The organism is Deinococcus sp. QL22 (assembly GCF_023370075.1).
Lineage (GTDB): Bacteria > Deinococcota > Deinococci > Deinococcales > Deinococcaceae > Deinococcus.
Genome location: NZ_CP097155.1, coordinates 123,590 through 143,005, shown reverse-complemented (window position 1 = coordinate 143,005; position 19,416 = coordinate 123,590). Strand labels below are relative to the sequence as shown.

General features: G+C 58.7%; 33 protein-coding genes. 14 read left to right on the top strand and 19 right to left on the bottom strand.

All coding sequences use genetic code 11. The features are described from left to right. Positions 1 to 64: 64 nt before the first annotated feature. The 3 genes from M1R55_RS28565 to M1R55_RS28555 all read right to left on the bottom strand — a co-directional run bounded on the left by M1R55_RS28565 (position 65) and on the right by M1R55_RS28555 (position 1,095). Positions 65 to 301, bottom strand: a complete 237-nt coding sequence (locus M1R55_RS28565) for a WGxxGxxG family protein (RefSeq protein WP_249391336.1) — start codon at positions 299 to 301, stop codon at positions 65 to 67. Between the two features lie 225 nt (positions 302 to 526). Further along, entirely contained in the window at positions 527 to 790 is a 264-nt protein-coding gene (locus M1R55_RS28560; protein WP_249396398.1) for a hypothetical protein, read from the bottom strand. Positions 791 to 867: 77 nt separating this feature from the next. Then, the gene (locus M1R55_RS28555; protein ID WP_249396397.1) at positions 868 to 1,095 is read right to left on the bottom strand and encodes a hypothetical protein; all 228 of its coding nucleotides are present in this window, start codon (positions 1,093 to 1,095) and stop codon (positions 868 to 870) included. A gap of 508 nt (positions 1,096 to 1,603) precedes the next feature. Here M1R55_RS28555 and M1R55_RS28550 point away from each other — a divergent pair. Beyond that, positions 1,604 to 1,849 carry a hypothetical protein gene (locus M1R55_RS28550; protein ID WP_249396413.1) on the top strand — a complete coding sequence of 82 codons (246 nt, stop codon included), beginning with the start codon at positions 1,604 to 1,606 and terminating at the stop codon, positions 1,847 to 1,849. Positions 1,850 to 2,171: 322 nt separating this feature from the next. Beyond that, a complete protein-coding gene (locus tag M1R55_RS28545; RefSeq protein WP_249396412.1) occupies positions 2,172 to 2,684 on the top strand; it encodes a hypothetical protein in 513 nt (170 codons plus the stop codon). A 362-nt stretch (positions 2,685 to 3,046) separates the two neighbouring features. On the opposite strand, the gene M1R55_RS28540 is transcribed toward M1R55_RS28545, so the two are convergent. The 4 genes from M1R55_RS28540 to M1R55_RS28525 all read right to left on the bottom strand — a co-directional run bounded on the left by M1R55_RS28540 (position 3,047) and on the right by M1R55_RS28525 (position 4,510). After that, complete coding sequence (locus M1R55_RS28540) at positions 3,047 to 3,310, bottom strand: hypothetical protein (RefSeq protein WP_249396411.1); 264 nt, start codon at positions 3,308 to 3,310, stop codon at positions 3,047 to 3,049. Positions 3,311 to 3,372: 62 nt separating this feature from the next. Continuing rightward, on the bottom strand, positions 3,373 to 3,600 hold the full coding sequence (locus M1R55_RS28535) for a hypothetical protein (protein ID WP_249396410.1): 228 nt from the start codon (positions 3,598 to 3,600) through the stop codon (positions 3,373 to 3,375). A gap of 208 nt (positions 3,601 to 3,808) precedes the next feature. Then, a complete protein-coding gene (locus tag M1R55_RS28530; protein ID WP_249396409.1) occupies positions 3,809 to 4,039 on the bottom strand; it encodes a hypothetical protein in 231 nt (76 codons plus the stop codon). Between the two features lie 156 nt (positions 4,040 to 4,195). Beyond that, positions 4,196 to 4,510, bottom strand: coding sequence for a hypothetical protein (locus tag M1R55_RS28525; protein WP_249396408.1), 315 nt, complete (start codon positions 4,508 to 4,510; stop codon positions 4,196 to 4,198). 568 nt (positions 4,511 to 5,078) lie between these two features. On the opposite strand from M1R55_RS28525, the gene M1R55_RS28520 reads away from it, so the two are divergent. The 3 genes from M1R55_RS28520 to M1R55_RS28510 all read left to right on the top strand — a co-directional run bounded on the left by M1R55_RS28520 (position 5,079) and on the right by M1R55_RS28510 (position 8,042). Continuing rightward, the gene (locus M1R55_RS28520; protein ID WP_249396407.1) at positions 5,079 to 6,530 is read left to right on the top strand and encodes a hypothetical protein; all 1,452 of its coding nucleotides are present in this window, start codon (positions 5,079 to 5,081) and stop codon (positions 6,528 to 6,530) included. Positions 6,531 to 6,920: 390 nt separating this feature from the next. Continuing rightward, a complete protein-coding gene (locus M1R55_RS28515) occupies positions 6,921 to 7,142 on the top strand; it encodes a hypothetical protein (RefSeq protein ID WP_249396406.1) in 222 nt (73 codons plus the stop codon). Between the two features lie 54 nt (positions 7,143 to 7,196). Beyond that, positions 7,197 to 8,042, top strand: coding sequence for a hypothetical protein (locus tag M1R55_RS28510; protein WP_249396405.1), 846 nt, complete (start codon positions 7,197 to 7,199; stop codon positions 8,040 to 8,042). A gap of 54 nt (positions 8,043 to 8,096) precedes the next feature. Here M1R55_RS28510 and M1R55_RS28505 read toward each other — a convergent pair whose 3' ends face one another. Then, positions 8,097 to 8,288, bottom strand: a complete 192-nt coding sequence (locus M1R55_RS28505; RefSeq protein ID WP_249396404.1) for a hypothetical protein — start codon at positions 8,286 to 8,288, stop codon at positions 8,097 to 8,099. A 197-nt stretch (positions 8,289 to 8,485) separates the two neighbouring features. Between M1R55_RS28505 and M1R55_RS28500 the strand changes: the two genes are divergently transcribed. The 5 genes from M1R55_RS28500 (at position 8,486) to M1R55_RS28485 (ending at position 10,659) form a co-directional block, all read left to right on the top strand. Further along, entirely contained in the window at positions 8,486 to 8,656 is a 171-nt protein-coding gene (locus M1R55_RS28500; protein ID WP_249396403.1) for a hypothetical protein, read from the top strand. Positions 8,657 to 8,744: 88 nt separating this feature from the next. Beyond that, positions 8,745 to 9,209 carry a response regulator gene (locus M1R55_RS28495; RefSeq protein WP_249396402.1) on the top strand — a complete coding sequence of 155 codons (465 nt, stop codon included), beginning with the start codon at positions 8,745 to 8,747 and terminating at the stop codon, positions 9,207 to 9,209. Between the two features lie 173 nt (positions 9,210 to 9,382). Further along, on the top strand, positions 9,383 to 9,691 hold the full coding sequence (locus tag M1R55_RS32530) for an IS1 family transposase (protein ID WP_371827332.1): 309 nt from the start codon (positions 9,383 to 9,385) through the stop codon (positions 9,689 to 9,691). Positions 9,692 to 9,705: 14 nt separating this feature from the next. Further along, positions 9,706 to 10,104 (top strand): IS1 family transposase, encoded by a 399-nt coding sequence (locus M1R55_RS28490; protein ID WP_371827331.1) that lies wholly within the window; start codon positions 9,706 to 9,708, stop codon positions 10,102 to 10,104. Positions 10,105 to 10,194: 90 nt separating this feature from the next. Beyond that, positions 10,195 to 10,659 carry a response regulator gene (locus M1R55_RS28485; protein ID WP_249396401.1) on the top strand — a complete coding sequence of 155 codons (465 nt, stop codon included), beginning with the start codon at positions 10,195 to 10,197 and terminating at the stop codon, positions 10,657 to 10,659. Positions 10,660 to 10,767: 108 nt separating this feature from the next. On the opposite strand, the gene M1R55_RS28480 is transcribed toward M1R55_RS28485, so the two are convergent. Next, positions 10,768 to 11,004, bottom strand: coding sequence for a hypothetical protein (locus tag M1R55_RS28480; protein WP_249396400.1), 237 nt, complete (start codon positions 11,002 to 11,004; stop codon positions 10,768 to 10,770). A 498-nt stretch (positions 11,005 to 11,502) separates the two neighbouring features. On the opposite strand from M1R55_RS28480, the gene M1R55_RS28475 reads away from it, so the two are divergent. Further along, entirely contained in the window at positions 11,503 to 11,709 is a 207-nt protein-coding gene (locus M1R55_RS28475; RefSeq protein ID WP_249396399.1) for a hypothetical protein, read from the top strand. Positions 11,710 to 11,981: 272 nt separating this feature from the next. Here the strand turns inward: M1R55_RS28475 and M1R55_RS28470 are convergent, their stop codons facing one another. From M1R55_RS28470 to M1R55_RS28445, 6 genes are all read right to left on the bottom strand, one after another. Next, on the bottom strand, positions 11,982 to 12,245 hold the full coding sequence (locus tag M1R55_RS28470; protein WP_249396398.1) for a hypothetical protein: 264 nt from the start codon (positions 12,243 to 12,245) through the stop codon (positions 11,982 to 11,984). Positions 12,246 to 12,322: 77 nt separating this feature from the next. Next, positions 12,323 to 12,550 (bottom strand): hypothetical protein, encoded by a 228-nt coding sequence (locus M1R55_RS28465; protein ID WP_249396397.1) that lies wholly within the window; start codon positions 12,548 to 12,550, stop codon positions 12,323 to 12,325. Between the two features lie 184 nt (positions 12,551 to 12,734). Beyond that, positions 12,735 to 13,580, bottom strand: a complete 846-nt coding sequence (locus M1R55_RS28460; RefSeq protein ID WP_249396396.1) for a hypothetical protein — start codon at positions 13,578 to 13,580, stop codon at positions 12,735 to 12,737. 50 nt (positions 13,581 to 13,630) lie between these two features. After that, positions 13,631 to 13,822 carry a hypothetical protein gene (locus M1R55_RS28455; protein WP_249396395.1) on the bottom strand — a complete coding sequence of 64 codons (192 nt, stop codon included), beginning with the start codon at positions 13,820 to 13,822 and terminating at the stop codon, positions 13,631 to 13,633. A gap of 290 nt (positions 13,823 to 14,112) precedes the next feature. Beyond that, positions 14,113 to 14,802, bottom strand: a complete 690-nt coding sequence (locus tag M1R55_RS28450) for a transposase (RefSeq protein WP_249396394.1) — start codon at positions 14,800 to 14,802, stop codon at positions 14,113 to 14,115. 41 nt (positions 14,803 to 14,843) lie between these two features. Next, positions 14,844 to 15,398 (bottom strand): helix-turn-helix domain-containing protein, encoded by a 555-nt coding sequence (locus tag M1R55_RS28445; protein ID WP_249396540.1) that lies wholly within the window; start codon positions 15,396 to 15,398, stop codon positions 14,844 to 14,846. A gap of 73 nt (positions 15,399 to 15,471) precedes the next feature. Here M1R55_RS28445 and M1R55_RS28440 point away from each other — a divergent pair, with 73 nt between their 5' ends. Genes M1R55_RS28440 through M1R55_RS32520 form a run of 3 tightly spaced genes read left to right on the top strand, consistent with a single transcriptional unit; the run spans position 15,472 to position 16,577 of the window. Further along, on the top strand, positions 15,472 to 15,942 hold the full coding sequence (locus M1R55_RS28440; RefSeq protein ID WP_249392343.1) for a helix-turn-helix domain-containing protein: 471 nt from the start codon (positions 15,472 to 15,474) through the stop codon (positions 15,940 to 15,942). A gap of 20 nt (positions 15,943 to 15,962) precedes the next feature. After that, positions 15,963 to 16,235 (top strand): hypothetical protein, encoded by a 273-nt coding sequence (locus tag M1R55_RS32525; RefSeq protein ID WP_371827114.1) that lies wholly within the window; start codon positions 15,963 to 15,965, stop codon positions 16,233 to 16,235. Between the two features lie 21 nt (positions 16,236 to 16,256). Beyond that, a complete protein-coding gene (locus M1R55_RS32520; RefSeq protein ID WP_371827178.1) occupies positions 16,257 to 16,577 on the top strand; it encodes a transposase in 321 nt (106 codons plus the stop codon). A 195-nt stretch (positions 16,578 to 16,772) separates the two neighbouring features. Here the strand turns inward: M1R55_RS32520 and M1R55_RS28430 are convergent, their stop codons facing one another. The 4 genes from M1R55_RS28430 to M1R55_RS28415 form a co-directional block, all read right to left on the bottom strand. Further along, on the bottom strand, positions 16,773 to 17,222 hold the full coding sequence (locus tag M1R55_RS28430) for a hypothetical protein (RefSeq protein WP_249396393.1): 450 nt from the start codon (positions 17,220 to 17,222) through the stop codon (positions 16,773 to 16,775). Positions 17,223 to 17,237: 15 nt separating this feature from the next. Continuing rightward, on the bottom strand, positions 17,238 to 17,903 hold the full coding sequence (locus tag M1R55_RS28425) for a hypothetical protein (RefSeq protein WP_249396392.1): 666 nt from the start codon (positions 17,901 to 17,903) through the stop codon (positions 17,238 to 17,240). A gap of 75 nt (positions 17,904 to 17,978) precedes the next feature. Beyond that, positions 17,979 to 18,251, bottom strand: a complete 273-nt coding sequence (locus tag M1R55_RS28420) for a hypothetical protein (protein WP_249396391.1) — start codon at positions 18,249 to 18,251, stop codon at positions 17,979 to 17,981. Between the two features lie 11 nt (positions 18,252 to 18,262). Continuing rightward, positions 18,263 to 18,517, bottom strand: coding sequence for a DNA methyltransferase (locus tag M1R55_RS28415; protein WP_249396390.1), 255 nt, complete (start codon positions 18,515 to 18,517; stop codon positions 18,263 to 18,265). Positions 18,518 to 19,416 lie beyond the last annotated feature (899 nt).

Below are 19,416 nucleotides of genomic sequence, written 5' to 3'. Positions count from 1 at the left end.
CAGAACGCCAACGCCAAGAAAAAGCCCGACCGCTGGAATGGGTCGGACTTCTTGTGGCTGAGGGTTAACGCGGGGTGGTGGAGGTGACGACGCGTTCCTGCTCCGGCTGACGGCGCAAGCCCGCCAGACCCGCCAGGCCCAGAAGACCGAGCCAGCCCCAGTCAAATCCGTCGTTGTTGTCATCGTTCTGGTTGGCCGTCGCGGTGGTGTTGGTGGTATCGGTGGTGTCCTGAGCCTGGGCCACGCCAGGGGCCAGCAGCAGAGAGAGCGCCAATAGAACAGTCTTCGTTTCAGATTTCATGGGTTTACCTCCAGTGGATATGAATTGCTCGCCCGAAGGCTCCAGGACAACTGTGTCAATAAATACCACTGGGCTGATGCGCTATGTCTAAAGCGGCCTTTTTTGACTGTGTGGGAAACCTTGCGGGAACGCGCTTGCGCTTGCAATCCGGGAAATTGTGTACTAGCGGGAACCACTCAGGCGAGGACAAAAATCTCCCTGTTGCTGCATGGTTATAGCGGGGCTTCAGCTCTGTTCTGGGCACGGTTCCACAAACTCTACGTCCAGCCAGAACAGAGCATCCCCTTCTTCCACGTCGCCTTCCAAGATCAGCATCTCCTGCCAAACCTCCCACACCTGTGCTTGTAGCTCAGGATGGCAGCCCAGATGATCGGCCAGCTCAAGGCGCACCTTGGCCTCAAGACCGGCGGTTCCCAACCCCCGGTCTTCGCGGTAAGCATCGTCAAGCAAGTCAGCGAGTTCGGCAGGGGTGAGATCACGCGGGTGCATTGAGCCCCACGACACGCTCTTCCCGCTGCTCGCCCTGACTCAGTCTGCCCCTCCACTGACCCAGAACAGCGGAGCACTCAAGCACGAGGCACCTGACGCTGAAGCCAGAGAAGTTTGCTGTTGAGCTCCGCAATCTCAATTCGGGTGTACCGGTGGGCTTGACTGTTGCCCCCCATGATCAAGACGTTGGCCAAACGGTCTTCTGCTTGCCCCACTTGGCGCTGCAGTTGGGCCACGACCTGTTGAAGTTCGCTCGGCTCTGCTGGCAGATGGTTCACCCACACTGCCCATTCTCCCGTTTTCATCGTGCACCTACAGGCAGGCCCCAGTAAGGCGAGGACGTGAGGCATCTCATGCTTCTCAGGGTAGAGAGGGAAGCTAACTCGACTCCCAGAACCTCATGAAGAGAAGCTGGGTGATTAGAGGCCCCGCTGTTCAGCCAGAGCTGAGGCGGGGGAACGTTCTTGATACTGTCCAAAGTCAAAGTCGCTGGCTGGTTGGCGGGATAGAGGTGGCTCTTCTTCAAAGCCCAGGGTCTCTAAACGTATGTCTTGGACTTGTGGGGTTAGTAATGACTCCTCTTTCTGTGTAAGTGCAGAGTTTTACACCAATCTAATGGAGAGCTCACGCTTGCCGAGGCATGTTCCGGTTCTTGTTCTCGCTGGCAACGGCATCGGGTGCCGACTTAATTCAACTGCCCTAATTCACATACTCAGACTTCACTGACTAAATCTTTTAGGGAAACTCACACAAGTAACGTGCCAACTCATATCTAACTTAACCATTCACTGCCCTCAACCTATAGGTTTCGGCATGACCGTCATCGTTAGAGTAAAAGGTGAAGAGAGCACGCTCAGCTACAAAGAGTGGAAAATCTTAAGCAGCGATCATCCTCTGTTTGTCGCTCAACACCGCTCTATGCAGCTTGGAACTTGGGGTGAGGGAGATACTATTGTCTACAACCACCAAGTTCTTATTCTCAAGAATCTTCAGTTCACTCCTGCCAAACATGGTTACCAAGTGGCGACCTTTGAGTTGGAGGCCGCTGCGTCCGGTTAGTTCTGTTCTTAGTTACCCCATTTTCGGATGGGGTCATTTATTCTCCCTATGAGCGTCTGCCCTGTCTGCGCGAGGACAGCTAACACCAGCATCACTGGTTTATCGGTACTCCGTTGGTTCTCGAGCAAAATAACGTCCAGCACGCAAGAACTGCAGCCGTTAGAACAGGTGCAACCCTTATAAGGGGCAGATTTTCCGAACAGTCAACGGAGTCTGAATAAGATTCAGAGCGCTCCAGATTGAGCGTCAGTCCTAGCAGTGCCCCGACGCACGTCAAGGTTCACCTGTCCACCGGGAGTCTCCCAGCCCGTATGCTCGGCAAATGCTCCTTCACTTCCAGAACGTCATCGCGGCGGCCTTGCCTTCGGAGACCACGCTAGGGGCGCGCTTGGCTACCCTGGACGCCCGCGATTGGGCACGGGTCGCCGACCGCTTCAGCGCCGTGCTGCCTGAATTTGGCGCCGTGATCGCGCTTCCCAGGGCCACGCACCTGGCCTCCCTGCTGAGCGAAGCCCGCGGCGTGCCGACCCTGCACGCCACGCCGGACGCTCACAACGGACACTGGGCGCTGCGGGGCCTCGACCCAACGATCACGGGAGAGGCCATCCTCGTCACTGAACAGTTGGCTGAGGGCATCGCCGAGCTGGAAGTGCTCTTGCTAGCGGCCTCTCAGCGGCTGAACGTCATCGCCGTGGTATCAGGGGTCGAGCGCACGCCGGCGGGAGGCCGCAGCCGGTTGGAACTGCAGGAAGTCGCGGTGTGGTCGGCGGTGCAACTGGCCCAGACCCCTGCAGGTTGGGTTCTCGAGCGCCGCCGTCCCCCAGCTGAGCGCTGAAGGGCCATCCCACCATCAGCCGCAGCCCCTTCCCTCACTAGGCGGGTGTTCATTGCAGCACAAGGTGACGCTGACGCGGGCAGAACGATGGATCATCGTCTCTTCTGTTCCATCCTCGCGGCCCGGTAGAGCAGCGTCACCGACAGCACCACGACGCTGACGAGCAGCCCCAACACCGTCCATTGCGCGGCGTCACCGCTCATGCCCCGCTCTCACCCGCCTTTACCGGCACTGGTGTCTGGTTCAGGGACTGGGGGCGGCGGGGTTGGCCTTTCTTTTGGCATGATCCAGCGTGCACCTGAACTTCTTTCCAGATCCTGACAACAAAAATCTCCCTGTCGCGGCATTGTTATAGCGGGGCTTCAACTCTGTTCCGGGCACGGTTTCACAAACTCCACGTTCAGCCAGAACAGAGCGTCCCCTTCTTCCACGTCGCCTTCTAAGATCAGCAGCTTCTGCCAAGCCTCCCAGACCTGTGCTTGTCTCTCAGGATGGCAGCCCAGATGATCGGCCAGCTCAAGCCGCACCTTGGCATCAAGACCAGCGGTTCCTAAACTCCGGTCTGCGCGGTAAGCATCGTCCAGCAAGTCAGCGAGTTCGGCAGAGGTGAGATCACGCGGGTGCATCAAGCCCCACTCAGCGCTCTATCCGCTGCTCATTCTGACCCGGCCTGAGAGCAGCGCAGCATTCAAGCATGGGCCACCTGACGCTGAAGCCAGAGGAGTTTGCTGTTGAGCTCCGCAATCTCAATTCGGGTGTACCGGTGGGCTTGACTGTTGCCCCCCATGATCAAGACGTTGGCCAAACGGTCTTCTGCTTGCCCCACTTGGCGCTGCAGTTGGGCCATGAGCTGTTGGAGTTCGCTCGGCTCTGCTGGCAGATGGTTCACCCACGCTGCCCATTCTCCCGTTTTCATCGTGCACCTACAGGCAGGCCCCAGTGAGGCGAGGACGTGAGGCAGCTCATGCTTCTCAGGGTAGAGAGGGAAGCTGACTCGACTCCCAGAACCTCATGAAGAGACGGGAGGTGATCAGAGGCCCCGCCTTCCAGCCGAAACTGGGACGGGGCGTCGTGAGGTGTGAGCAGCCCGAGTGAAAGGGTGCGACTCAACTGCCCGTGAGATCTTAAACCGCCACCAAACGAGCTTCCAGCAGCCTCAGTTTGCTGTTCAGTCTGGCCAGCTCAATCAGGGTCTCTCGGTGCGCCCGACCGTTGCCACCTGTGGCCAAGACTCCAGCCAATCGACGCTCCGCTTGCTGAACCTCAACTTGCAGCTCCGCCCTGACCTGTGCAAGTTCGGCTGGGTCACTCGGCAAGCCGGCAACCCATGCTTGCCAGGCCGAAACAGTCACCATGGAGCTGAGCCCAGCAGAAGCGGGGTGGGGCTCAGGGGAGTGAGGAATCTCATACTTCTGAGTGTAAGAGATAGAGACTGACTTCAGAGGCTTAAATGCCGCAACAGTAACAAAAAGCAAAAAATCCCCCACCCACAGCCGAAGCTGGGGCGTCTATTAGTGGAGGGTGCGGCGTGTGAAACCTTCAAAACCTTTGGGCGGCAACCCCCTCACCAGTTCCGCCTGAACGATCGCGTCCACGTCCTCAGTCACTTGTTGCTGTGTTTTCTGCTTCCATCTCCGCGCTACAAAAGGCAACTCGACCCCCGCCAGCGTCGCCGTGTTGACCTGATACGTCTTCACAGTGACGGTCACAACGTCTGGTTCCCTGGCTGGCCAGGCTTGCACGTACACGGTACAGTTCGCAGGCAGGCGCTCTTCAAGATCTTGCTTGAGCTGTTCCAGGTGGACGGGGTGGGTTTGGGAGGGCATGTTCCGCAGCCTAAGTGCAGGGGGCTCACTGCTGTCTGACGGGGACGTCGGGGGGGCAGATGAAGGAGCCGGCCAATGCCTCGCGCCGCTCCAGATCTGGGCTTCCACGTGACAGGCGGGCCCTTGGTCTTGACGGGGTTGGCATTGAGAAGGTCAGCAACTTCGACAGGTGTGAGGGCGCGCGGGTGCATCGGCGGAGGGTAAAGGGAAAAGCCCCTGCCATCCAGCCGAAGCTGGGGCGGGGACGGATTCGCCGGAGTCGTCTGGTGTTCTTGAGGTGACTGAACCCTGCCGTCCATCTCAGTCGGGCGAAGACCGTTCGGGTTTACCCCCTTCCCCCAACACGCCACCCGGCCTGTAAGGTTTGAGTCAGAATCGCAATTGCACGCTATGAGGCGAAGATGAAGCTTGTGAGCCAAACCCTCATGAGCCTCGTCCCGTTGTGACGCAACGACGCCTGCCGCCGTATCCGGGCACCTGGCACCGAGCAAGTGGTGCACCACTGCACTCCCCCTCTGACCATTCGCCACTGTTCATTCAGCTTCTCAGGAGCTGAACAGGAGTTCTCATGCGCAAAACCCCCACTGCCTTCGCGTTCATGTCCCTTGCTCTGGTGCTTGCCAGCTGTGGTGCTCCCAGCACTCCCGGTACCCCCGGAGCCACCGGCCCCCTGGTCAAGGTTGACGTCGCTGCCCTCGGTGGTTTGCGTGCCCAAGGCCTGACCGGCAATGCAGGGCCCTTGTTCTTCAACGTGAACGTGCGTGACAGCCAGAACCAGCTCGTGGCCTTCAACGGCACCACCTTTGACCCCACTGGCACCGGCACCAAAACCCTGACCCTGAACGTTAGCAATGCCTTCCACCAGACCCTGCTGCTCCCCGCTGGCACCTACTCCTTCGAAACCGCCGCCAAGGATGGCGCCACCGGCAGCACCCTGCTCGCGTACGGTCCCGCCACCGAGAACACCGCCACGATTCAAGGTGACGGCGCGGTCGTGCGTCTGAAGTTCCACGCCGTCTTTGACAAAGCCAGCAGCAGCCTGGACTTCAGCACCAACACGCCTTTGCTGTTTACCAACACGACCTTCAACCTTAAGCTCTCCCCCAAGATCGCGCCCGTGGGTGAGGTGAGTGCCACCGTGCCCACCACCGACATCGGCAACGTCACCTACACCCTGGGCAACGCCAGCGACGCCGTGCTGACCAACGCCGGCAGCAAAATCGGCATCAACCTGACCGCCCGCGGCACAGCTGAAGACAGCACCTTGAATGTCACGGCCAGCTTTAACGCTTGGACACAAGTTGCGGGCACCGACACCGCCGTGTACGGGCCCACCACGCTGGACTTCAGCAAAGCTATCGAAACCAACGCCCTGGTCGCGGACACCGTCATGCCCACCCTGATGTTCAACGCGGTGAGTAATGCGGCGGTCGGCGCGTCCAGTGCGTTGAGCGGCACGGCCACCGATGATGTGATGCTCAGTGAGATCCGCGTGTATGACGATAACGCGTTGGTCGCAAGCAATGTGGCGAGCGACAACGTCACCGCTATTACGATGGATGAGACCGGCCACTGGAACACCACTTGGGTGCCTACCACGACGGGCAGCCATGACTTGAGCGTCATCGTGTCTGACAGCTCGGGCAACGAAACCCGCGCGGATCAGACGGTCTCTGTGGCTGCCGCGCCCCTCAACAACTATGACGTGCTGCTCGACTACGCGAACCGTGGTGGTTACGACTATCAAGACGTCACGATGCCTGCGAACAGCGAGTTGTGGGTCAAGGTCAACACGGATGGCTACACAGGCGGGAACGTCACCTACGCTTATAACTTGAACGGTCCAGGCATGACGGCCACCATCGGAACGAGTCGCCTGGATCAACGGGCCTTTGCGCAAAACTACTATGATTATTCCATTGAGTACGGTTTCGGTTCTCCGACGGGCGAGATCTATATGCATATCAAGAACACGAACGATTCCGCCATTCTGGTTGAAGCCTATAGCGGACAGTACTAAACTTCGCTGAGCGGCACACTGCCTGACCTCGCTACGAAAAACCGCCCCCACCCACAGCCGGAGCTGGGGCGGGGGCGGTTTGCAGAGTCGTGTGCGGAAGGTAAGGAGGAGAGGGTATCAGGGATAGGTTTTCTATCGTCTCTCCTGCTCTCGGTGACACTCCACGCACGCTGCGGCGGGAGCAGGTCTCCCCAAACCCCAGGGCGCCCCCACCATGATCAGCCGGGCTTCTGTCGGTAACAAGCAGCCCCTGAGCGAGAGCTTGGCCGTGCCGGAGACTGGACTGGAGGGCGTCTTCAATCTCTGGGCCAGGGCAAAACGTTTCGCACCTGTGAAGCTATGGGCAAGACGCACTTCATTGTGGGATATCCCGCTGTTCTAGCCTAAGCCATGAACGTACTAAGGCATAATGGTGAGCAGGTGCTGGTGGAAACCGAAGACCGAGTCGTGACACTGGTCTACTGCTTAGATCGCTATACCGCCCATGACAACGCACTCAACATGCCCGGCGGTGAGCAGGTACAAGTCTGGGAGGACGAGCAGGGCACGGTGATTCGCCTGAGTCAAGCCAGAACGCCCGGCGCCCTGTGGATGGCCCATGCCTGGGTCTGAGGTGAAACGCCCTCTCCACTCCACCCGGACGCTCACCAGCGCTTACCCTGCCTGATGGCTCCACCGGATGAGTACACGCTGCCCCCTGAGATTGATGCCCACGAGGAGCGGAGGTCCTCGTCCTCTGCCCGGAGGCATGTCGGGGCAGCAGGACTGACTCAGCTCGATATTTTGGACAAGATTATTGATGCTGGACGTGAACAACTGGTGGTCACGCAAGTGCTCCGGGAAGTGGTGGCCTCTACCCTCGACCAACAGCGGGCCACCCCATTGGCCCAGGTGGGCACCCTCGCCCACGAACACCAGACCGAGCTGAGGAAGATTATCTTTTCTGGACGAGTGCAGATTGAAACGGCCCATCACCTGCGCCTCAAGATTCAACAGACCCTCGCTCAAGTGCGCGAAACCCCACTGGAGCAGGTCAGTGGTCAGTTGCTGACCACCTTGAGCGAGTCGGTTCACCGGCAGGTGCAAGATCTCGAAGACATCATCCAAGCCGCGGTGGGGCAAGCCCACTCCCTGCAACAGATTGCCCAACTGGAACAGGTGGGCGCTCAAGCGGCGCGCCGCTTGCAGCACGTGGCGCATGAACGGGGGGAACAAGAGTTGATGGAGCTGGAACGTCAGGCGGCCGAGGCACTGAAGCATATCCGGAGTCTGGAAGGGGAAGGGCAGAGCCACGCCGTTCAGAAACAGGCGCTGATAGAGGAAGCACAGGCGGCCCGAGAGCAGGTGGCTGAGCTGGAGGAGACAAACGCGGTGAATCAGCGGGAGATCACCCGGTTAGAAGATGAAGGGGGCGTGACGCAGGGCCAGCGGCAGGCGTTGGGCCGGGCGACGGAACAGCTCCAGCAATACTTGAGGGACTTACGCCAGCGCCTGGCGGAGCCGAAACAGTGACCGCATCCTTCCTCGGCCGCACGTGTAGGTCTTGGGGCAGGTGCAGGCAGCCGTCTAGCGATCAAGAGGAAGAGTGGAATCGGCCTCTTCTTGCTGGTCGAGGGTGGGAATGGCCAGGGCGGCCAGCAAGAGTGCCGCGACCGCCGTCGCGGTCATGGCGCAGAGGTTACCGGTAGAGAGCAGGAGCAACGTCACCACGCTCAGGGCGCAGGCGCTGCCCATCAACACAGTGGGGAGCACGTTCATGCCCTCAGTGTGGAGTCTGACGGGAAGAAACAGCCCTTCAGTCGGCCTCAGGAATCTGGGGGTGGGGAAGGCCGGGAGAGAGGGAACACGCCCTCTGCATCCACTCATGCCCGAGCAGATCGGCCGTCATGAAGGACACCTTCAGGTTTTATCCCGCACATTCGTATTCATGCTTACAGGTTTCACTAAGCTGAAGCGTGGCAGACGACGAGGACGTGTTGCAAACAGCCAAAGAACTGCTGGAGCGTTCTGCAACACTCCAACAGGAACTAGAACAGTTCTTCCAACGCGAGGCCGAGAGAGAACTGGGCTGTCTTTCTTCGGTAAATCAGTCATCTGAAAATATGGACACCGGAGACGACGAATAGCGCGCTGATGGAATGCGGGATGCAGGCGGTGTAGTTCTCTACCTGTGACTCATGAACCAGAGGCGCACTCTGAACGGATGGAACTCCTATGACCCGGCTTCTCCGCATTGCCGTCATTGATGACAATCGTTCCGAGCTTTTCCTCTTGGAAGAGGTCTTCAAAACCTTTGCCGCTCAAGTGAAGGTGACCACCTATTCAGATGGAAAAGCAGCTTTTGATGCCATGCAGCACTCTGACGCTCTGTGTCCTGACGTGGTGTTACTGGACATCAACATGCCTGGAATGAATGGATTCGAGGTGTTGAAGGCGATGAAGGCGGATGCCAAACTCAAGTGTATTCCGGTCGTCGTGCTGACGACTTCGATGGATGAGTCAGACGTCATGCAGGCGTACGCACTCTTTGCCAGTGCGTATCTGGTGAAGTCTGGACACTTTTCCGACTTGCTTAAACAGATGAAAAGCTTGGTCGAGTTTTGGACGAGAACCCGCTTGATGAGCTGGCCTTCGCCAAGTGCGTTAGACATCCTGCAAGAAGTGCCGCTGAGCCGTTGACAATCATTCTTCGCTGAGCCGGGATTGTGACGGCGCGTAACGATCCCAAAGAAGAAAGGCGATCCTCACGGGTCGCCTTTGATGTTGAACATACTAGCGCGGTATGCAGCGGGGGTCAACGGATGCAGGCCCCCGGTCGTGGTTTCTTAGGAATGATTGAGGTTTAATAGAGCATGAACGGTCTGACGTGTCCAGCGTGTGATGGCGTCTACATCGTCAAAAACGGTCATGCCCACACCGGCAAACAGCGATACCTCTGCCGGGTCTGCCGGCATCAGTTCACCCTAAACCACACCCGAACTCCGGTTTCCCCCGAAACGGTCATCTTGGTCGACCGCTTGCTGTCCGAACGCCTGTCTCATCGCGGCATTTGCCGCGTCGTTGGGGTCAGTCGGAGCTGGTTCCGCCGCCACCTTCAATCTTTGATCAAGGCCGTGCCACACACCATCGAGCTCGAATCACCTGTCACAAAAAAAGTGTAAGCACTCCAGCACCAGTGGGGCTGGTGCTGGAGTGCGATGAGTTATGCACCTTTGTGACACGGCAGACAAAGACATGCTGGATTTGGCTCGCTATGAACCGTGCCACCTGCCAGATCGTTGGCTGTTTCGTCGGAAACCGAGATGTTGTTGGAGCCTTCGGATTGTGGCAGAGCCTTCCTCCCCCTTATCTCGATGCCGTGTGTCATACCGACGGCCTGAGTGCCTATAAAAGCGTTGTTTTTGGTGCGCTGCACGTCATCGGCGGGACACAACATATCGAACGGTTCAACGCTACCTTGCGGCTCCGAGTCGCCCATTTGGTGCGCAAGAGCCTGTCCTTTAGCCGCAAGCAAGAGCATCTTGAACTCTTGATCTGGATGTTCATTCATCGCTACAACGCGTCATTACGTTGAATCCACGACTAGGCCCCCCAATCCTAACCGTGAGGGTGACAGTTCTATGTCAGATGAAGGGAAGAGCGGAACCTCTACCGTGACACCGCGATGACCCGGCGACTGCATGTATTCGTAATTGATGACAGTGTTCCTGACCTGCTCTTGGCCGAAGAGGTGTTTGCCACCTTCAATGACAAAGTGACGGTGACGACCTATCAGAGCGGTCAGGCCGCTCTGAATGCCATGTGGCTCTCAGATGCCGTCTACCCAGATATCGTGTTGCTCGACATCAACATGCCCAAGATGAACGGTTTCGAAGTGCTGAAGGCCATGAAAACGGATGCCCGATTGAAATCCATTCCGGTGGTGATGTTGACGACCTCCCTTGCGGCCCAGGATGTAACACAGGCGTACTCGTTGTTTGCCAACTCGTATGTAGTGAAATCAGTGGACTTCTCCCAGTTTCTCCGGCAAATCGAGAGCCTTGTCGAGTTCTGGACGAGGAGCCGCTTGCTGAATTGGCCGACGCCTCTCTCCATGGAGAGCACCTCATCCATCAGGCTCAAGGACTGAAACGGCACCGACGTAGGCTCCAGCTGAGCAGGGCAAACACAACAGGCGACCCGTGGGGGATCGCCTTTGATTTTTCCAAGAGTACGCGATCTGCAGGCGGTGTCTCGCTCATGCAGCCGCTGGAGGTTCTTCGTAAGCTCGACAGCGCAACATGTCCTGCTCGAGGGCATCAAAGTGCGGTTCAGCCTGCTTCGCCGAAATCCGCCCGACGGCGAGCGAGACCCACAGGTCAATAAAGAGTCGTCGGAGACGGGCCACTTCCGCTTCCCGTGCCGCCGTGGGGTATTGCCTCACGTGATAGATGGTTAATGCCAATGAACCACAGACTCGGTCTACAGGTTTCATAAGCACCTCAAGCTCAACCTTACTCCCTTTCAAGCTGAGCCGTGTCCATTGACCTTCACTGTTGTGCGGGGAGAGGAAATGAACTGAACCTTTTAGGAGAGGCCACACAGAATGAGTTGGTCTGTGTTTGACTGTGGTATGTGGCCTCCGTCAGAGGAAGAGAACGTATTGGCAGAGCGTATGGAGCGTGTGAGAGAGCAGCACAGGAAGACTGAACGGATGGCTTTAGAGCTGGCATCGCGACAATTGGAGCGAGAGGCCATCAGGCAGGAGCTAAAGTGGAGAAGAGACAACCGGCATAAATAAGGCTGCTCTGCCCTAAACGCAAAAACGCCCACAGCCGAAGCGGAGGCGGGGGCACGCTGTGAAGGGCCAACCAGGACGGAGTTCAAAGCTAAACTCAGCCTTAAGCCCAGTGAGGCATTACCTTTAAGCCTCAATTCCTCCCCTTCATGGAGAAGTTATTTCCCTTTCTCAAGGCCTTTTTACACTGCCTGGATGAAAGCTCTAGAAGAACAGCGCCAAGACACCTTGCTGGCGCTGTTGCAGACTCCACAGCTCCTCCCCAAAAGCAAGGCCACAGAGGATGAGCGCTTTAACCGCCTAGTGTACCTCTTGGTCAAAGCCATCACCTCGCAATCGATCTTTGAACTGCAAGGCTTGCAGCACGAGGCCCAACACTTGCGTCCCTGTCAATTTAACTGAAGCACAACGATTACTACCTGCGCCGCGCTTCCGTCCCTTTGACCTGTGGCAGCCCCTCACGCACGGGGCCACCGCTCACGCCTTCACCAGCTGTGGATGGAGGCGGTTTCCTCTGCTCTGAGTGACCCGCCCCTACCGCCACTGGTGTCGGGTTCAGGGACTGGGGGCGGCGGAGTTGGCTTCTCTTTGGGCATGATTCAGCGTGCACCTGAACCTCTCTCCAGATCCTGACAGCAAAAATCTCCCTGTTGCTGCAGTGTTATCGCGGGGCTTTAGCTCTGTTCTGGGCACGGTTCCACAAACTCTACGTCCAGCCAGAACAGAGCATCCCCTTCTTCCACGTCGCCTTCCAAGATCAGCATCTCCTGCCAAACCTCCCACACCTGTGCTTGTAGCTCAGGATGGCAGCCCAGATGATCGGCCAGCTCAAGGCGCACCTTGGCCTCAAGACCGGCGGTTCCCAACCCCCGGTCTTCGCGGTAAGCATCGTCAAGCAAGTCAGCGAGTTCGGCAGGGGTGAGATCACGCGGGTGCATTGAGCCCCACGACACGCTCTTCCCGCTGCTCGCCCTGACTCAGTCTGCCCCTCCACTGACCCAGAACAGCGGAGCACTCAAGCACGAGGCACCTGACGCTGAAGCCAGAGAAGTTTGCTGTTGAGCTCCGCAATCTCAATTCGGGTGTACCGGTGGGCTTGACTGTTGCCCCCCATGATCAAGACGTTGGCCAAACGGTCTTCTGCTTGCCCCACTTGGCGCTGCAGTTGGGCCACGACCTGTTGAAGTTCGCTCGGCTCTGCTGGCAGATGGTTCACCCACACTGCCCATTCTCCCGTTTTCATCGTGCACCTACAGGCAGGCCCCAGTAAGGCGAGGACGTGAGGCATCTCATGCTTCTCAGGGTAGAGAGGGAAGCTAACTCGACTCCTAGAACCTCATGAAGAGCAGCTGGGTGATCAGAGGCCCCGCCATCCAGCCGAAGCAGGAGCCAATGTCGCCCTGCTGCCGCTCCCTCTCCCCACAGCGTTACTGAGCTGACTTATCAGCGTGCTGCCGCAAGTCTCCCAAGTCCTGCTGAAGCTGCTCAGCCGCGGTGTCCAACGCCCGCTGCTGCCCTCTCCTCACGTCGCGTTCGTCTTCTAACCGGGTAATTTCCCGTTGATCCACCGCATTCGTTTCCTCCAACTCAGCAATATGCTGTTCAGCGGTGTGGGCTTCCTCCATCAGCTCCTCTCTCTGCGCCGCATGGGTCTGCCCCTCCCGTTCGAGGCGGCGAATGTAATTGAGGGTTCGAGTGGCGTGCTGTTCCAAGGCCACCAAGTCATGTTCGCTGCGGGTGTGCTCCGCCTCCCGCAGCCGGGCTTCCGCTTGGGCGCTGATCTGTTCCAACCGGGCGATCTGCTCGAGCGAGTTGGCTTGCCCGACCGCCGCTTCAATAATGTCTTGCAAATCTTGGGCCTGTTGATGCACCGCGACACTGAGGGTCGTCAACACGTGACCACTGATGTCTTCTATCGGGGTTTCGCGAACCTGGGCCAAGACCCGTTGGATGGTGAGCCGCAGGGCGTGCGCGGTGGCCAATTGCGCCTGACCGGAAGCAACAATGCCTTGCAGCGTCGCTTGCTGAGCGGCAGCGGCCGACCCCACCTGTGCCAGCGGCGTGGAACGCTGCTGCTCCAAGGTCGACGCCAGCACTTGCCGTAAAGCCTGGGTCACCCCGATCTGTTCGCGTCCAGCGGCAATGGTCTCCTCCAGAATATGGAGTTGCTCCAACCCTGCCGCCCCAACATGTTCACGGGCCGTTGAGAACGACGTCCGTTCAGCGCGAAGATCAAATTCTGGGGGGAGCCCAGTCTCTTTGGGAGGAGTCATTCCGGGAGTGTAGAGCACAAGGGAGCGGTGGAGTGACGCGGGGTTTCACCTCACACCCACCGCTGAGCTGTCCAAGCGAGGCCGGGGGTCAGGGCTCGGCTCAGGCGGATCACCGTTCCCTCTTCGTCTTCCCAGATTTCGATCTGCTCGCCGCCGCCCTGTTTCAGGCCATTGGCATGAGCAATGTAGCGATCCAGGCAGCGCACCAATACGATGGTGTGCCCTTCCATTTCCACGGTCACCTCCTCGGGAGTGTGACTCACAACGTTCATAGATCAAGCTGAAAGAGCAAGGGAGGCTGACCTTTGACGGGCCAACTCGCAGAGAAGCCCAGGGCACGTTCAGAAGTGTGGAAGGAGAACGGTTCCGACATGCCCCAGTTGAGCGTCCGTCCGTGCTCTGGGGATGACGTTTTTGCAAAGTTGAGTTTACGGAGGGGTGGCCCCCCCACCAATCAAATCATAGGGGGAAAACGAAGTGTATAGGAGTGGCCGCTACCTGCTAGTGGGTCACTTGGTCAAGGCATAAGGATTCAGTGGATGACCTGTAGGGTATAGGCACCAGAACCACCCAGAGGATGTCGTTGTGTCCGAGCCCGCTGACGGCGGGCTCGTCGCTTGCCTCCCCAGATAAAGGGTGTCGGGTGCTGATTCCATCCTCGTGCCGTGGCTTCCAACCACTTGATGAGTTGTGTCGGACTCGTCGGCGACTGACCTGCGAGCGCGCGGCGGACGAGGATGCGTTGAATGGACTCGGCCATGTTCAACCCACTGCCTGCGATGGGCGTATAGAGCGGCATGATGCCCTGTGCCATCAACCAGTGCACCAGTTTCGGCGTCTTGTGTCCACTCAGATTGTCCAACACCAGCAACATCCGCAGGGGGGGCAAACTCTCTCGCAACGTCCATTTCACACTCAGTCCTTCCTGCCAACGCTCCCAAATGGCTCGGTTTTCTGCCGGAGGCAACGGTGTTGCCTCCGGCAGACTCGCCAAGATGTCGGTCAGGGTCTGCTGCATCCAAGGATGCAGCACGGCATTCGTGCAGCTCGTGACGCCTTGAACGCGGACTGCTCCGCTGGCGGGGTGGAAGAGGGTCAACAACTTGGCAGTGCCCGCTCGAATGTATTCGTGAGACTGACGAGCAGGTTCGCCTTGCGGTTGCCAACTGGACCCGAGGTGGGGAATGGCCTGATAGGGGCCAGCTTCATCTTCCGTCCACACCGCGACTCCACCAAGTTCAGCTTCGAGATAGGCCCGTTCAATCAGCTTTTTTTCGCCTCAGCATTGGGGTCAGTCACCTTCACCACGCCACTCTTGCGTTGTCGCTGCGCCACTCCCGTCTCGCACCACGTTCGGTCTCGCTGCCACGTGAGGCCAGCCTCGTGTAACACACCCAGGATCGTGTACGTACTGAGCTGCTCAAAGCCCGGCTCACGGCGCAAGACCCGTTGCAGTGTCGAGAGCGACCACGTCGCCGTCCCGTCCTGTTCTCGATCCGGCGGACGACGGGCCGTGTCGAGAATACGGTTCCGCTGAGCGGAACCGTAAGTACGGGGAGGACGTCCACCTGAACGTGTTGCCAGTGCCTGGAGACCGTGTTGGTTGAATCGCGCGACCAAGTGAGCCACGCCATCCCCTGAGGTTCGACCCGCCTCTTGTGCCGCCTGGGTATAGGGCAGACCAGCGGAAACGCCTAGTAACACCTTGGCGCGCCCGACAACCACCACAGCACCGTGATGCGATCGGCTGAATCGCTCCAATTCCAGACGTTCTTGATCCGTCAGGGGACGCAGCGGATTTTTCTGGCGACGAGGCATCTTCAAACCTTACACCTTGACCAAGTGACCCACTAGTGGACAGCCACAGGCATGACATGGGTTAGACTCAGGAATGGGACGACAGAAGCAGTGGGTTGTGAAGCTGAGTGACGATGAGCGGCAACAGCTGACGGACATGACGCGCAAAGGCGTGCACAGTGCGCGGGTCATGACCCGCGCACGTCTGCTGTTGCTGAGCGAGCAAGGGCTCCTCGATCAGGAGGTGGCCCAGCGTCAGGGCGTCAATGCTGCGACTGTGGCATCCATTCGCAAGAAGGACGCTGAGGGCGGCCTGCAGGCTGCCCTGTACGAAAAAGAGCGTCCTCAGCAGCCCCCGAAACTGGATCCTCAGCAGACGGCGATCCTGATTGCCGAAGTCTGTCGGGCACCTGATGGTCGGGAGAAGTGGACGATGCAGCTCTTGGCGGATCGTCTGGTGACCTTAGGCGTGGTGGACAGTAGTAGTGACGAGACGGTGCGGCGCACACTGAAAAAAACGCGCAGGGACCGTGGCAAGTTCAAAGTGGGTGTGTCGCTCAGGTAGGCGCGGACTTCGTCTGGCGCATGGAAGCTGTGCTGGACACGTATGCTCAGCCCTACGACGCTTCGCGGCCGGTCATCTGCTTCGATGAAACATCCTACCAGCTGCTTGATCATGTCCGTGAGCCATGGCCACCCGTGCCGGGAATCCCGGCACGGGTGGATCATGAAGACAAGCGGTGCGGCACGGTGAATTTCTTCGTGGCCTTCGAACCCCTGACGGGTCAACGTACGGTCACGGTGACCGAGCGACGAGGAAATGCGGAGTTCGCAGCGCAACTCCAGAGCCTGGAGTGACGCTCTCCCGAGGCAGAGAAGATCACACTCGTCCTGGATCAGCTGTCGACACACAGCCCAGCGGCGTTATATCAACCTCTTCCGGCAGAGGAAGCCCGGCCATTGACTCGTCGATTTGAGTGGGTACACACGCCAAAACATGCGTCTTGGCTGAACATGGCCGAACTCGAATGGTCGGCCCTGCAACGTCAGTGTCTTGGGCAACGTCTGGCCAGCAAAGAGGCCGTCGAGCGTGAGATACAGGCCTGGGAAACCGACCGCAATGCGCGGGCGGTGCGCGTGAACTGGCAATTCTCAACACCAGCTGCGCGGGAGAAGCTCGGACGGCACGACCCAGCGTGAGAATAACTACAGACATGCCTGTGGCTGTCCACTAGTGGACGGCCACAGGCATATCTAATGAAAAACCATCGCCGTCGGATACTGATCTCTCGCTCTCCAAAACACACCACCTATTCTCATCATTCACAAGTCATAGCCCCAGACATGCCTGTGGTGATGCACTAGCCGAAGCTGGGGCGGGGGCGACGTCAAGATTTAGCTCACCACAGCAGCGCGTTCCAGATTCAGCGCCAGCAAGCGGGCCAGCACCTCATCTTTAGCCAACGGCCACTCCCAGCCGTAAGCAGCAGCCACGGTGGTATCCAGTCGAGTATGGGCTGATTGCAGGGTGTAGGCAGGTGACATGGTGCCCTGAACCTGTGCCAAGGCGTTGTACATCTTAGTTAAGGTCAGCCCCTGCGCTCTGAGCCCGGCTCTGGCCTGCTCCACGAAGCGAGCAGCCTGAGCGACAGCGTCTTGCGTGGTGGGCGCCCACTGCGGAAAGGGGAAGGCTTCAAAGCACGTCGTGGAGGTGTAAACCAAATCGTTGCCTTTCCCGTGCGTGCTGGAATTGGCTGCTGCCCAATGGAGATGTGCCTGACTGTTCAGCACCCCGTGCATCCAGTCCTGATCGCTGGCCACCACCACCAGGCGGCCTGAAGGCAAGTCCCGCGCCAAGCACTACACGAACGCCCGGTGCTTGGCGACGATGGACGTGGCGAGATAGCGGGACAGGGGCGCGAGGGCGCGGCGCATCCCAAGACGGAACTCAGCAAATTGCCAATATCGATCACGTTGCGACTTGCGGTTATTGAGGAGACGCACAGGCTTTACATGCTCAACCACATGGATAAACGGCACCGCATACCGCGCCGCTTCCGCTTCCGTCCGGCTGCCAAAATCAATCACCCAAGTGTCGCCGCGCACGTCCGTCAGGTCGTCGCCGTTCAGGAGGAGACGCAGCACGTTGGCATTGTTGGCCCCATCTGGATTGGGCAGCGTCAGCCAAGCGCGAGCTGTCGCTCGGGTGATGTCGAACGCTCCAGCTAACTTAACGCCCTGAAAGCTAAGACCCAGATTGGCCGGAAGACGCACTGCCTCGGCCACATTGGAGCCAGTGGACAAGTTGGCGTGAATGGCTGGAACAAGGGTGAGTACCGCAAGCTCCCCGGGTTTCCCCTCTGCGATCAGCCTGCCCATCAACCGCTCTGATTCCTGCCCACCGTCAAACGCAGCTGCGGCCACCCGCACCGCGGCTCCATCTTGCACCCACGGCAAGTCTGGCCACGCCCGGAATATAGCTCCGCTGGCGTTAATGCGTTCCAGCGCCGCCCGGTTTCCCAGCATATTGATGGAGTTGGTGCTGATCAGTCCTGCGCGGTGCGTCGTCCCCTGCTCAATGGCGGCCCGCGCCTTTTCGAGCTAGTAGCAGACCAAGTCACTGCTTTTGGCAACGCGGCCCATGTAGGTATCCCGAAGGGCGTCCACATAGGGCCGCCCCAGCTTTGGCCCCTGTTTTTTCTTACCCAGAAACGGTGGATTCCCGACAATGTACTGGGCGTCCGGCCACTGCGCTTCCGTGCCGTCCTCATTCAAGAGCGCATCCCGGTTCTGAATCGTGTCCAGCCGTTGCAGCACCGGCGTCTCCCACTCGCCCCCATGCGCTGCCTTCCATTGAAAATACGAAATCCACACGCTGACAGACGCTAGTTCGTGCGCGAAGGTTTCGATCTCGATGCCGCGAAGTTGCTGGGGTGAATCTGCGGCGGCATGGCAAACGGCCCGGCCCCCAGCTCAAAGCCTAGGCTGCGAACTTCATGCTCCAAATCCAGCAGCAGACCGAGGGCTACGACGAGGAAATTCCCACTGCCACAGGCCGGATCAAGGACGGTTAGCGTGCCTAGTCGAGTGTGGAAGGCTTGCACGGCTTCGAGCGCCGCGGGCTTGCCCCCTTTCTTCACGGCTAGGGCCTGTATGCCAAGGTGTGCGTAGGGTTGATGAGGTAACACCAAGCACCTGAGGGATGACGGAAAGAGTTAGTCGTGCCCCCAGACCCTAAGCAACTGAAACGGTAAGACAGCTCCCTCTCAGATAGGATGGAGTCATGGGGCAGCCAAGGAAACGTCGTGGTTACCGCTTCATTACGATTGACGGGCAACTCTACAGCTGGCGTTTCCAATCTGGGAAGGATGCGGGTGTCTTGACGGTACTCAGTCCTGAGAGACGGACAGGTCGTCTGGTGGTGCATCTTCCTGAATCTCCAGATCCCTGGCTTTCTGAGTGGTGCCCTGAAGGGACGCGCCCCGTCACTCCAGCCGTTGTCGCTGCGATTATTCGAGCAGCGGTGCGAAGCGGCTGGTCTATAGACGATTCGGCACCACTCCAAGGGGTTGAGTGGCGCGATGGTCTTCTTCACGAACGAACCTTAGATAGCCCGGCCACAACGTGATGCATGCCAGAAACATGCCCATATAGAAAGTTCGACCTCTCTTCTTATAGCGAGTAGCAATGACTCGAAAATCCTTGTTTCGGCAACGCACGGCACGTGACGGAGCCTTTGCCTACACGCCCTAGTCTAGCGTTGACTCAACTTGGAACCATTCACCTGATTGGGACGGTACCTACCTGCCGCGCTTGACGCAGAGGCAGTAGTTTCCAGTCCGTCGACAATCATACCCTCCAGTATCCCAGCGAGTTCGACAGGCGTCAGGTCACGCGGGTGCATGGGCTCAGGGTAAAACAAAGCGCCTCCAGCTCTTCGCCCCGTTGCTGTTTGCTTTAGCGGAGCGGGCCCAGGTCGGCAACGTGGAAAAGGCTGTCGAAGCAGTCTTGCGGGATCTAGAGACCCCCCATCTGGGGT